Source organism: Microcoleus sp. N3A4 (genome assembly GCF_036701805.1).
In the GTDB taxonomy this organism is placed as follows: Bacteria; Cyanobacteriota; Cyanobacteriia; order Cyanobacteriales; family Microcoleaceae; genus Microcoleus.
This window is the reverse complement of the sequence record NZ_JAUBRJ010000024.1, coordinates 87,947-101,294: the sequence shown is the minus strand read 5'-3', so window position 1 is coordinate 101,294 and position 13,348 is coordinate 87,947. Positions and strand designations below refer to the sequence as shown.

Annotated in this window: 7 protein-coding genes; 3 read left to right on the top strand and 4 right to left on the bottom strand. The window is 43.5% G+C overall.

Annotated elements, in window-relative coordinates:
* Window positions 1–149 precede the first annotated feature (149 nt).
* From QUA56_RS16075 to QUA56_RS16065, 3 genes are all read right to left on the bottom strand, one after another.
* The gene (locus tag QUA56_RS16075) at window positions 150–1,652 is read right to left on the bottom strand and encodes a tetratricopeptide repeat-containing serine protease family protein (RefSeq protein ID WP_333359262.1); all 1,503 of its coding nucleotides are present in this window, start codon (window positions 1,650–1,652) and stop codon (window positions 150–152) included.
* Window positions 1,653–1,835: 183 nt separating this feature from the next.
* Entirely contained in the window at window positions 1,836–2,441 is a 606-nt protein-coding gene (locus QUA56_RS16070; RefSeq protein WP_333359260.1) for a Uma2 family endonuclease, read from the bottom strand.
* Between the two features lie 306 nt (window positions 2,442–2,747).
* Window positions 2,748–3,527 (bottom strand): calcium-binding protein, encoded by a 780-nt coding sequence (locus QUA56_RS16065; RefSeq protein WP_333359258.1) that lies wholly within the window; start codon window positions 3,525–3,527, stop codon window positions 2,748–2,750.
* Window positions 3,528–4,034: 507 nt separating this feature from the next.
* On the opposite strand from QUA56_RS16065, the gene QUA56_RS16060 reads away from it, so the two are divergent.
* From QUA56_RS16060 to QUA56_RS16050, 3 genes are all read left to right on the top strand, one after another.
* Window positions 4,035–6,419: a GAF domain-containing protein gene (locus tag QUA56_RS16060; RefSeq protein WP_333359256.1), complete on the top strand. Its 2,385-nt coding sequence runs from the start codon at window positions 4,035–4,037 to the stop codon at window positions 6,417–6,419.
* Between the two features lie 197 nt (window positions 6,420–6,616).
* Window positions 6,617–12,085 (top strand): protein kinase domain-containing protein, encoded by a 5,469-nt coding sequence (locus QUA56_RS16055; protein ID WP_333359254.1) that lies wholly within the window; start codon window positions 6,617–6,619, stop codon window positions 12,083–12,085.
* A gap of 281 nt (window positions 12,086–12,366) precedes the next feature.
* On the top strand, window positions 12,367–12,786 hold the full coding sequence (locus QUA56_RS16050; protein ID WP_333359252.1) for a hypothetical protein: 420 nt from the start codon (window positions 12,367–12,369) through the stop codon (window positions 12,784–12,786).
* A 109-nt stretch (window positions 12,787–12,895) separates the two neighbouring features.
* Here the strand turns inward: QUA56_RS16050 and QUA56_RS16045 are convergent, their stop codons facing one another.
* Window positions 12,896–13,318 carry a DCC1-like thiol-disulfide oxidoreductase family protein gene (locus QUA56_RS16045; RefSeq protein WP_333359250.1) on the bottom strand — a complete coding sequence of 141 codons (423 nt, stop codon included), beginning with the start codon at window positions 13,316–13,318 and terminating at the stop codon, window positions 12,896–12,898.
* Window positions 13,319–13,348: the final 30 nt, after the last annotated feature.

Here is a 13,348-nt window from a genome sequence, read left to right as displayed (position 1 = left end):
TTGCGTCCCAGACGCGAGCTTTGAGCGGTGCTTTCTGTCGTTTCAGTTTTCTTCTCCTCACAATAAAACTACCCTGCCCAGACGCTTGAGGGCCGGGGCCCAACTACGTCCGCGAATCTTTCGCTCGAACCGCTATATCAGAGGATTTACTACTTTTGCAGTTGACCAATCAAATCTAATGCTTTTTGAGCATCATCGTTCATTCCTTGAGCTCTAAATAAACGAGCAGCTTGTTGCAAATCTGCGATCGCCCCTTGTCTATCTCCCATTCTCACTAAAGTAATTCCTCGATTAGCAAAAGCCTTTGCATAACTGGGATTGAGTTGAATTGCTTGAGTGTAATCAGCTAAGGCAGAGCGATCGTTATTGATGCGAAACAGCGCTAATCCTCTGTTAAAATAAGTGTTAGCCCGACCCGGATTAATTTGCAGCGCTTGATTGAAATCGTCGATCGCCCCTTTTTGATCGCCCAAGTCCGAAAGTGCTAATCCTCGGTTGTTGTAAGCCGCTGCAAAGTTTCTATCCAAGCGGATGACTTGAGTATAATCTGCGATCGCCCCCGGTTTATCTCCCATTGCCGACAAAACCAGCCCCCGATTGTAGTAAGCGTCAACATAACCGGCATTTAGGGCGATCGCCTTGCTATAATCAGCGATACTCTTGGGCATTTGTCTCAAATCGAAATAAGCGAGGGCTCGATAGAAATAAGCTTCAGAATAATCTGATTGAGTTTGAATCGCTTGGTTAAAATCGGCAACAGCCCCTGACAAATCTCCCCGATCAAACCGAGTTAAACCTCGAACGTAATAAGTCTTAGCATCTTGCGGATTGTTCAGTTTCAGAGGTACATTAGCGGCGGTTGAAGTATTCACCAAAATAGCCGATCGATTTAAACCAGCTTCCGACAGTTTAGCTATAAAATCATTAATGGGAATAGCTGCATTAAAGCCTGTGTTAGTATCGGATAAACCTGTGATAACTTTTCTGTCCGTATCTGTTACATAATCATAATCGCGATCGCCCCATCCATGAACCCCAACTACGCGCCCTTCTCTATCAAATACAGGCCCTCCACTCATTCCTGCTTTAGTTACAGCAGTATAACGCAAGTTATAACCGAGAGTCTGATGCAAGGGACGGCTGGTAATAAAGCCTGTTGAAAACTCAAAAATGCGATTGGGCCCGTATCTTTTTTGAGCTTTATTACCTGGATAGCCAGCTACAAAAATTTCTGTACTGATTACCGCTTGTTCGGAATCACCTAAAGTCACAACAGGATAAGATTCTGCACTGTTAAATGTTACGACTGCTATATCCGGGTCATTGTCACTTTTTCGCAATAGTACACTACGGGTTACTTGATATTCTTTTTTCGTATTAGTGCGAATCTTATAGGTATCCTTAGTATCAGCAACAACGTGGTTAGATGTCAAAACGGTGTAAACAGTGCCTTGTTTAGCAATAATAAATCCAGTCCCGCTACCGCTTTTTTCTCCATTGATTTGAACGGTGACAGATTCAGCTATTTTTGCAATTTCTGGCGAAGATATAGCGAAAATCGGTGCAGGCGCCAAAACGACTATTCCTGCTACCGTTACCGTTCCTGCTAGGATGCTGGCGAGGGAATCAAAGCGCGAATAATCCCTATTCATAGGTGATTGCTGAAGAGTAAGATTTTTTATACTCCGAATAGTATAGATTAAAATAAATTTTATGAAAACCAGAAACGCTGGATGTTTCCCGATAATTTCGATTTTTATGACATTTCGTACATTTCGTATATTTCCGCCATTGCCGGCATTACTATGCCATATTTTATTTGTATATCTTTTAGGTTAACCAGCTCGTACTGCATCCCGAAACACTTTCAAAGCTTCTTTTTCTTCAGACATTTGCAGGCATCTCCCCAGCAATTCTAGATCCAAATCCGGCAACAGCATACTCCGAAAAACGCGATCGTAACCCTCCGAGTTCAGTTGGTAAATCCAAAATACACCGTCTTCCCAAAACCAAACTTCCGCTACGTTAAATCGGCGGTAGTATTCCAGTTTGTTGATAGTTCCGCTAGTGAAAATAACTTCGATCGCCAAATCGGGTGTTTCTCGCTGCCGTCTGTCTTCGCCAAAGTAGTAAGATAAATCTGGTTCCTTGCTGCTGCCTTTTGTTTCCCCTTGGAGTGTAGCGCTGCCCGTCGGTCTAAAACTAATATCTCTTTCTAAGAAAAACTGACCTAGCAGCAATGCCAGCAGGCATTTAATGGTTTCATGTTCCGGCGAAAGTGTCATAATTTCCACATATCCGTCTAGGTAAGACAAGCGAACGCTGCGAGTATACTCTAGCAAGGAATCCAGAGCTTTGAACTGCTCCCAAGTCATTGATAGCGGCAAAATCAACCGCTGTTCTGGCAGCGCCGTTAATTTGGAGTGAGTGGCAATAGTCATATATACTTTTCCCCGGTTGGAGTTTCTTTTTCTAGATTAGCTTAAAAAGCAAAAAACTGTTTTAACAATTGAGAGATCGCACTTTTATACTTAAATATAACTCAGACACATAAATCTTTTGAAACGCTATTTTTACGGGTAAGGTGCGCTCATAAGCACCGTACAGAACTGTAGGGACACGGCACTGCCGTGTCCTCATAAGCACCGTACAGAACTGTAGGGACACGGCACTGCCGTGTCCTACGCAAAACAGCCGTATTCCTACTAGGAACTAGCCCGATCGCCAGTCTAATTCCCTACAAATAACTAAGCCAAAAACTGGAATTGAGAACCGTTAACTGCCAATGCAAACGGACTAGCTTGTTCAAATGCACCAGTAAGTTCAAAGCTGTTGGTGTTTAAAACTATCCCCAAAATTCGTCCGTCTCTTTGGTTGAAAATCACCATATCATTTACAATTCCGTCGTTGTCGTAAGCGATCAGATTGTCGTCAGTGAAGAGGAGGTCTAGTTCTGTTAAACCGTCAGTCAAACCGATGCGATCGCCCTCGTCAAAACTAAAATCTGTAATGACATCGGCTCCATTGACTCCAAATCCTTCATTGCTTCTGAGCACAAATATATCAGCACCGGAGCCTCCCGTGAGCACGTCAACTCCCCGATCGCCCGATAAGAAATCGTTGCCGTCATTGCCGTCTAAATCGTCGTCTCCTTGCCCTCCCCGCAGGATATCGCTCCCGAACCCTCCAAAGATAATGTCGTTTCCGGTGTCGCCCCTAACTACGTCGTTGCCCTCATTTCCATCCAGGCGATCGTTATCTTTCCCGCCATAAATTATGTCATTTCCGCCGCCACCGCCGATAACATCATTGCCGTTATTTCCTAACAGCCGTTCGTTGGAATCCGACGAACCTCCTATGGTATCGTTGCCGTCGAGTCCCCAAACTCCCCAGGGAAAAGACGACAAATTTCCATCCTCTACGTCAATTTCATCGGATGTAGCGAATCCCAAAAAACGCGGCCCCCCGCCCGCAAATACAGGAAATCCAGTCAGATCACCGATGAGATTGTTAATCGTTAAAGCCATAACTATGTCCTTTCACAAATGCTGTTAGCTGTATTATATATTTTAATTATTGGATTGCCAAATAGCAAGTTTATTTGGATGGCTTGCCAATTTTTATTTACTAGATTAGTGACTCGTCACCTGCTTGCCAATTACCAATTACCAATTATCAATTACCAATTCCCAATTCCCAATTCCCAGGGCTGTGCCTCATTCAACCCAAAGCTGCTATATATCTCGCCTCTGAGTCAAATAGCATGAGTTGCTGACACTATCCGCTACTGTCTACCGCTTATAATGGGTGTTACCCAGCAGGTGGTAAACACGTTAATATCACCTATAAGGTCGAGACAGAGAGGTTGTTTGTTAAGAAAAGTAAAAGTTTTTGGGCTGAGCGTCCGAGAAAACACCCAGTTTCCGATACCCACACACAAACTTTACAAACAGGATCTAAGTTCTTGACAAAGCCATAAATCGCCGATCGCTGACATTTTTTGGCAAAATCCACTGCTTTCAGGTGTTTTACTCATGTCTACTCCTAAATCGTCTTCCCATCAAAACAACAACTCCGTAAAATCACTTCCAGCAGCAGATATCGTCCCAACAGACCAAGACAGTAACAATCTGCCGAGCGAACCAAGTATAGAACAGCTACTGGAAGCTTTGGCGGGCCAAGTACCCAGCCAATCTGCTGAAATTGAAGGCTTGAAAACGTGGAAACAAGATTTAAAGCGACTGTTTCAATTTCTGGGCGATCGCCGCGTTTCAATCGCAGTAATGGAACCGGGAACTTTTGCCCTGCGTTACGCTAACGCGGCATTTTGTCGCTTGGCCGGTTGGGAGGGAACGTCCTTGGCAACTCAATCTACCAATGGTTGGTTTGCAGAAACCAGCATCACTCTGTTGGAAATGTTCGAGGATTGGGACGCGAAAACAGCAGAACAATTGTACCGCCGCCACCTTTTGCACTGGGTATTTAAGCAATATTATCAAATTGACCTCGACAGTTTGCGGGTGCTAGACGAACCTGTCACGGCGAGTGTAAAAAACCCCAAAGACCGAGAAGCCAGATTTATTGAATTTTGGCTCGGTTCGGAACAGTTGAAAATTACTCGAATTGACTCCAAAATAGATGAATTTGCGGATTTTTCTTTAAGATTAATGCCTGTTGCAGAACGGGAAGCTTGGCTGATGCAGCCGAATCAACTGGCAAATTTAACCGATCGATTGCAGTTGGATAATTACCGCGTAGAAGGTTTGCTGCTGCTAGAAGGTTTTGATGTCACCGTGCAGGAGCAAATTCGGCGCCTGACTCAGTTATTGATCGATCGAGATTCGATGCTGCGGCCGGACAAATTTGAGAAAATCGATCGGTGTTTGCGATCGCTCTTCAATGCTGACGGGACTTTGCTGCTGCGCCCCGACGGCGATCAGGTACAGCTATTAGTTGCAAAAGACGGCCAACATTTGCAGCCGATTCTTTATTCAATGCACTCCCTAGAAGCTTCTCACTTTTTGAAGGCCGCAGCAGCAAATCAAGTTTGGAACGTGCCAGACTTGCGGAGGGAGTGCGAAACCGAGTGCGATCGAACTTTGCGGAAAATGGGGACTCGATCGATGCTGCTGATACCGCTGGTAGTCAAATCTGTCACCCGCGAGGGGTGCGGGCTGCGGATTTTGGGCGTGGTGGGGCTGTTGTGCGATCGGCCCAACCACTTCAACGGCATTGACGCTCAACACGCCCAAGAACTCATTCCCGCCTTCATTGCAGGTCTGCGGCAAGCCATCCAAGAGCGGTTTACCCACATTCACAACATCCACCCCGCAGTCGAGTGGCGGTTCGCCCAAGAAGCAGAAAGGCGAAGTTGGGGACTGCCCCCAGAAACAATCCTATTTGGTGACGTTTATCCGCTGTACGGAATTTCCGACATTCGCGGTTCTAGCGACGAAAGAAACCGAGCCATTCAAACTGATTTGCTCGAACAATTCCGCTTAGGTTTAGCCATAGCTGATGCCGTTTGCCAAACACAAACTACCCACCTCGGCGAGCAACTGCGGCTCGACTTGCTCGACTACATCGAGCATTTAAAAGAAAAAGTAACAGTCGATATGGAAGTGCGAGCAGCCGAGTATTTAAACGAGCGTTTAGAAGTATATTTTGACTACTTTGTACAGTGCGGACCCACGGTTCTGGGAGCGGTTGAAGCTTATCGATCCGCCTGCGACAACGAACACAATTGCGTTTATAGCGATCGCACCCGCTACGACCAAATGCTGAACCTAATCAGCACCAAACTCCAAGAAACCTGGGCCCGCTGGCAAGAAAAAATGCAGCAAATTCTTCCCCACTATTGCGACATCGAATGCACCGACGGCATCGATCACATGATTTATGTAGGAAAATCGATCGACCCCAAATTCAGCCCGTTTCACCTGCACAGTTTGCGGTACGAACAACTGCGAGCAATTTGCGACTGCGGCCGCACAGTTTTTCGCCTGCAAGCCGAGTCTCAAATTAACATGGAACTCGCACATTTAGTCTTAGTGCAGAATACTACGATCGACATTTTTCACAACGAAAACACCGAAAAAATGTTTGATGTCAAAGGCACTCGCGACATCCGCTACGAACTCGTCAAAAAGCGGATCGAAAAAGCCGTTGACAAAGACGCACAAGAGCGAATTACCCAGTCAGGAATGCTGACAATCGTTTATTCAACCGAGGACGAGTGGGAAGAGTACCAGCAATACTTGCGCTACTTGTCTCGCGAAGGTTGGGTTGAGCCAAAAGTTCAGACCGGCATGGTAGAATCGCTGCAAGGAGTCAGCGGTTTAAAATTCGCCCGCGTCCGCATTTTACCGGAACCAGAATCAATTATTCATGTCAGTGAAGTTACGGTAGTAAACGATTGAAAATCAGCCTTGAAAATTTCTTTAAGTTGGGAGTTCCACGTTGACTTGCAACGCGCAACTCCCAACTTAAAGCTCCCATATTTGGTGTATTTTACTTGTGATGCGATTTAAAAATACACGCTCTGGATCGCACAAAGCCCAGGTAACTTAATGTTATAATAATGAGAATTAGCTCCTGTTAATTTTTAAAGTAACTTATGTTAACTTTCTCTGAATACCGCATCGACTCTATTCTGCACGAAGGCGTCGAAACAATTATCTATCGCGGACAGACACCAACTCATCGGCCCCCAACAATTCTTAAATTCCTGAAAGCCGAATATCCGACACTCGAAGCCATTACCCGCCTCAAACACGAATATCAAATCCGCAAAAATTTAGACAGCGAACAAATCGTCAAAACCATCAGTCTCGAAACATTTGACCACCGATTAGGAATCGTGTTAGAAGACTTTGGCGGGGAATCTCTCGGACAACTGCTGGAAAGAGAAACCTTGAGCCTGCAAGCAAATTTAAACATCGCCGTCCAAATCGTCAAAGCCTTAGAATACCTGCATCAAAATCAGATTATTCACAAAGACATCAAACCCAGCAATATCATAATTAACTCGCAAACAAAACAAGTAAAAATCACCGACTTCGGCATTGCCACAAAACTGAACAAAGAAAACCCGCAATTTAACAATCCCAACTCCGTCGAAGGCACATTAGCTTATATGTCTCCCGAACAAACCGGGAGAATGAACCGCACCCTCGACTACCGCACAGACTTTTATTCTCTCGGAATTACCTTGTATGAAATGCTGACAGGTAAACTGCCTTTCGCCAGCAGTGACCCCTTAGAAATAGTTTACAGCCACATCGCCAGACAACCAATTTCACCGCATCAGTTGAATTCACAAGTCCCCGCCGCAATCTCAGAGATAGTGATGAAATTGATGGCAAAAAATGCCGAAGATAGATATCAAAGTGCAGCCGGGTTGTTAGCAGATTTAGAAATTTGTTTGCATCAGTTAGAAACGACTGGCAAAGTTTCCGATTTTACCCCCGGACGCTTAGATATTCTCAGTCAGTTATTAATTCCCCAGAAATTGTACGGTCGGGAAAATCAAGTCAACCAACTATTAGCAGCATTTGAACGAGTAGGCGGGGGTTTAACTAACAATTCCTTAGAAAAATTAACAACTTTTCTTGAAAAGTTGCCCCCATCCGGCACAAATGAACTGATGCTAGTATCAGGTTATTCTGGTATCGGTAAATCAGCAGTAATTAATGAAGTCAGCAAACCAATTACTCGCTCAAAAGGTTACTTCATTAGCGGCAAATTTGACCAATTTAAACGAAATATTCCTTACGCATCATTGATTCAAGCATTTAACTCGCTACTGCGCCAGTTGCTAACAGAAAGCGCTGCTTCTATAGAAACATGGCGCACTAAAATTTTAACAGCTTTAGGAACAAACGGTAAAGTAATTGCCGATGTAATTCCTGAACTTGAATTAATCGTTGGCAAACAGCCAGAAGTCTCAGAAATCGGCCCTGTAGAATCGCAAAATCGCTTCAATCGAGTATTCAAAGAATTTATTCGCGTTTTCGCGCAAAAAGAACACCCGCTAGTGATTTTTTTAGACGATTTGCAGTGGGCAGATTCAGCAACATTAAAGTTAATGCAAATACTGATAACTGACCCTGACCAGCAATATTTGTTGCTAATCGGTGCTTATCGAGATAACGAAGTTAGTCCCACTCATCCTTTAATTCAAACTCTAGAAGAGATTGAAAAGACGGGTACGGTTGTCAACAATATCGTGCTGCAACCGCTGGAGTTAGAAAATGTGATTGAATTAATCGCTGAAACACTTAACAGTCCCATAGAAAAAGTAAAGAATCTAGCAGAGTTAATCTGCAATAAAACTGGCGGAAATCCTTTTTTCTTGACGCAACTACTCCAAGCACTTTATCAAGAAAATCTTTTAAAATATGACTTTAGTCCCATGATATCTCCCGTTACCAATGAAGAATGTAAAGGGGGCTGGAATTGGAGTATCGATGAAATTCAAGCCATTGGAATTACCGATAAAAGTGTGGTGGAACTGGTAGCCAGCCGCATTGAAAAACTCCCCGCAGCCACGCAACAAATGTTGAAATTAGCAGCTTGTGTGGGGGATAAATTTGCTCTAGATGTGCTGTCACTTGTCAGAGAAGAGTCAGCTAATACTACAGCAACTGAACTTTATTCAGCTTTGCAAGCAGGGTTGATTCTGCCCTTGAGCGATGCTTATCGGATTCCTTTAGTTTTCGATCGAGCCGAATCAATTAATCTCAAATTAGATACTTCGCGGGTTAGTTACAAATTTTTGCACGATCGCGTCCAGCAAGCCGCATATTCCCTAATTCCCGAAGATAAAAAGCAATTCACCCATTTAAAAATCGGTCAATTACTGTTACAGAATACTCCACCCGAAAAGCTCGAAGAAAACATCTTTGATATTGTCAATCAGTTGAATGTCGGAATTGACACGATTAGCCAGCCAGTCGAAAAGATTGATTTAGCAAGATTAAATTTAACGGCTGGACGCAAGGCAAAAGCCGCGAGTGCTTATGAAGCTGCTGTTAGGTATTTGCGGGTTGCTATGGAATTATTGCCAGCGGATTGTTGGCAAAGTCAGTATGACTTAACATTAGCAATTTACGAGTCAACAGCCGAAGCTGAATACTTAAATATCAACTATGAAAATTCAAAAAAACTGGTCGATATCGTACTGGAAAAAGCTAAAAATTTACTGGAAAAAATGAATGTTTATCAACTTCAAATCCAGTCTTACAATGCTCAAATTCGACTGGTAGAAGCACTAAATACAGGACTGGAAGTGCTGAAACTGTTAGGCATTTCTTTTCCTCAAAATCCCAACGCGCTAAATATTGTGGCGGGACTGATGAAGACAAAACTGAGCTTGGGGTTGAAACGAATTGAGGATTTAGCTAACTTGCCAGAAATGACAGATCCCAATCAACAAGCAGCCATGCGGATTTTATCAGGGATTATCAGCACTGCTGTTCAGGGAAAACCCCGCCTTGTACCATTGCTGGCATTTAAGATGGTCAACCTGTGCATTAAACATGGCAATTCGCCTTATGCAAGTATTGCCTACCTTTATTATGGCGTAGTTATGTGCCGGCTAGGGGACATTAGTTTGGCATACCAATGCGGTCAATTGGCCATTAGGATGTTAGACAAATCTCCATCCCGTTCAATGAAAAGTAGAGTTTATACACTCTTGGGTTGTTTTATTCTACACTGGAAAACCGAGCTTAACTCAGGATTAAGCGTTCTCAAGGAAGGTTTTCAAACTGGGATGGAAACAGGAGAATTGGAGTATGCGAGTTATTGTATAGGTCAATATTGCTTCAAAAAAATGTCGATAGGAGAGCCTCTTGATTTGGTGGATCAGGAGACTGGTAAATATATGAAAATAATGCAGCAATCTCAACTAGAAATGGCTGTACAGTATCTAAGTATAGGCAGGCAGACAACCCTCAATTTGCTCGGTCAAGCTGTCGAACCCTGCCATTTAATTGGTGATAAATTTAATGAAGTCAAAACGCTCCCCGTTTTAATAGAATCTAAAAACTTTTTTTTAGTGAGTTTGGTTTATCATGCCAAAACTCAACTTAATTTTATCTTCAGAAACTACGCGGAAGCCTTAGAAAATTCAAGGTTATTTGAGAAATATGAAGAAGCCGTAGCCGGATTTTATGTAGTTTCTCTGAATAATTTTTACTCTTCTATAAGTCTTCTCGCTTTGTATCCCCAAGCTGAGAAAGGGGAGCAAAAGCAATATCTGAATAAAGTGTTGCGAAACCAAAAGAAGATGAAAAAATGGGCAGTTGATGCTCCGATGAATTATCAACACAAATACGACTTAGTAGCAGCCGAGAAAGCGCGAGTGTTGGGGAAAAATACCGAAGCAATGGATTTGTACGATCGCGCAATTGATGGAGCCGCCAAAAACGGTTACATTCAAGAGGAAGCATTAGCCTATGAATTAGCCGGAGAATTTTATCAAGCTTTGGGTAAAGAGATAGTTTCTCAAGCATATCTGACTAAAGCCTATTATGGATATATCCATTGGGGAGCCATAGCTAAAGTTAAACACTTAGAATCAACACATCTTTTCTTAGCAGCACAGACCCGCACAATTCACACCCCAACCCTCAATGTCACCCGCACTACCACTGGAAATACTACCAGTAGTAGTTTAGGCGATTTCTTAGACTTAGCTACTTTTATTAAGTCGGCGCAAGCCATTAACGGTGAAATTGTTCTAGAAAAATTGTTGACCCAATTAATCAAAATTATTTTAGAAAATGCGGCGGCTCAAAAAGTAGTGCTGCTGCTGCTGAAAAACGATATCCTCTGCATAGAAGCTACTGGCACTCATGCGGAGGATAAAGTGACACTTTTACCCTCTATTCCCGTAGAAATTCGTCAAGATGTTCCCCTGTCTGTGATTAATTACGTACACCGCAGTCAAAAGCATCTGGTTTTAGACAATGCGACTGTCGTCGAACCTTTTAAGGTGGACACCTACATTCAGAAATATCAACCCAAATCAATTCTCTGTTTGCCGATGATTTATCAATCTCAGCGGCGGGGAATAATTTATTTAGAAAATGCTTTGACAGTAGGAGCTTTTACAGCAGAGAGAGTAGAAGTCTTCAAAGTGTTAATTTCTCAAGTTGCTATTGCCGTAGAAAATGCTGGTTTGTACGCGCGGGAGCAAGAGAAATCTCAACAGTTAGAAAAATCTTTCAATGAACTGCAACAGGCGCAACTGCAACTGATTCAAAGCGAAAAAATGTCTGCTCTGGGCAATTTGATTGCAGGGGTTGCTCACGAAATTAACAATCCGCTCGGTTTTATTGCGGGCAATCTTGAAGCTGCTGCTGAGGCCAGCTTAGATTTGATTGATTACTTGCAACTTTACCAAGAAAAATTTCCTAATCCTGGAGATGAATTAGATGATAAAGCATCGGAGATTGATTTAGAATATTTGGTGGAAGATTTGCCAAAAATGCTTTTATCTATGAAATCAGGTACAGAGCGCATCCGCAATATTAGCACGTCTTTACGGACTTTTTCCCGCGCTGACAGTGCGAATAAAGTGTCAGCAAATATTCATGAGGGCATCGACAGCACTTTGATGATTTTACAGTATCGCCTGAAAGCTACAGATACTCGCCCCGCAATTAAAATCATCAAAGAATACGGAGATATCCCGCCAGTTAAATGTTATTTTGGGCAACTGAATCAGGTATTTATGAATTTGTTGGCAAATGCGATCGACTGTTTTGAGGAATCCAATCAGGGCAGCACTTACGCTGAAATTCAAGCTTTACCGAATACGATCGCCATTATTACTCATGTCTCCGAGGATAACAACAGTGTGGTGATTAAAATCAAAGATAACGGTGAAGGGATGTCATCGGAGGTCAAATCTCAAATATTTGACCATTTATTTACTACCAAAGGAGTAGGAAAAGGTACGGGTTTGGGGTTGTCTATCAGCAGGCAAATTGTGGAAGAAACCCACGGCGGTAAACTGAGTTGCGAATCGGTGCTGGGAGAAGGTTCGGAATTTGCGATCGCACTTCCCTTGAATTAAGATTATGGAACTATGGCGTGTTTTAAAACCCGGAGATCCCCCCTAACCCCCCTTAATAAGCAGGGGACAAAAGCAGGCTCAAAGTCAACCCCTACTCCCCTTTTTAAGGGGGATGCGAGGGGGATCGAGACTCGGCTAAAAACGGTAGAACACATATATGAAAATTTGTCAATGCCTAATTATCTCTTAAAAAGTCCGCTGTTCACAGTCTACATTCGGCAGTATGCAGTTACATTGTTAGCTAAATCATGTAATAACTGTATTGGATAGGAGTTTTTCGAGTGAACGCTGCCGAACAAGCCAAAAATATAGAACTTACGAGCAAAATTGCTGCGGTTGTTAATTTATTCAAGTCCGAATTCCCGGATGCAAAAGTCGATTTGAAACCTTGGATGAATGACGAGGATACCAGAGAACTTGTCGATCCAGATTCGATCGACATTGGGTTCCATTTCCCCGGTAGAAGTCGTTTGCTGCAAAGCCGCAGCATCTTGATTCAAATCCGATTTTACCAAGATCCGGTGGAAGGATATCGGCGGGCGATCGGGGTTGAGGCGGCCGGTTACGATCATACTGGTCAGCAGTGGCGCTTTTCCACTGTGGAAAATTGGAGTTTTCTCGGTCAAACCGAACCCGCTGCGGAGTCAGCCCAAAAGCTCAAAGACTTTTGCCGCGAGATATTCGGTTTGTTTAATCATTAGAAATGATATTCACTCGGCGATTGAAATCGCGGGGTTTACGGGCACAAAAACTTTCGTCCCAGCAGAGGAGGACTAAGAAATAACCGGGAAATTTAAGCCAGATTTGGTATTAGTCCCGATTGTCGCAATTGTCGATCGACCTACAGCCAACTGCATAAACAGATTTGTAACTTGTCGATCGCTTGCCAAACAAAGTATAGCGGTTGTCGCGGACTTGTTCGTACACGCGATCGCCCATCCACTTCATCCCCGGCATTGCCCGATAAGCAGCCACAAATACCTCGCCAGCAGGCAATATCCGGCCGATTTCTTCCGCCGCGTCGCTGCCTTGCCAGCGCCGTTCGGGATTGTCGCCATCTATCAAAATCATCCCCATTTCGCAGTCACCAGAAGTTATCCCAAAGCGCTTTAATTCCTCTAAATCTTGCATCGAAATATACTCAAAATTTTGGCCTTTATCTAAATTTTCTAGTAACTGCACCAAGGTAACGCATAGATTGCAATTGCCGTCGTAAATTACGTTATATTTCATGGTTGTGGGGAATGGGGAATGGGGAATTGG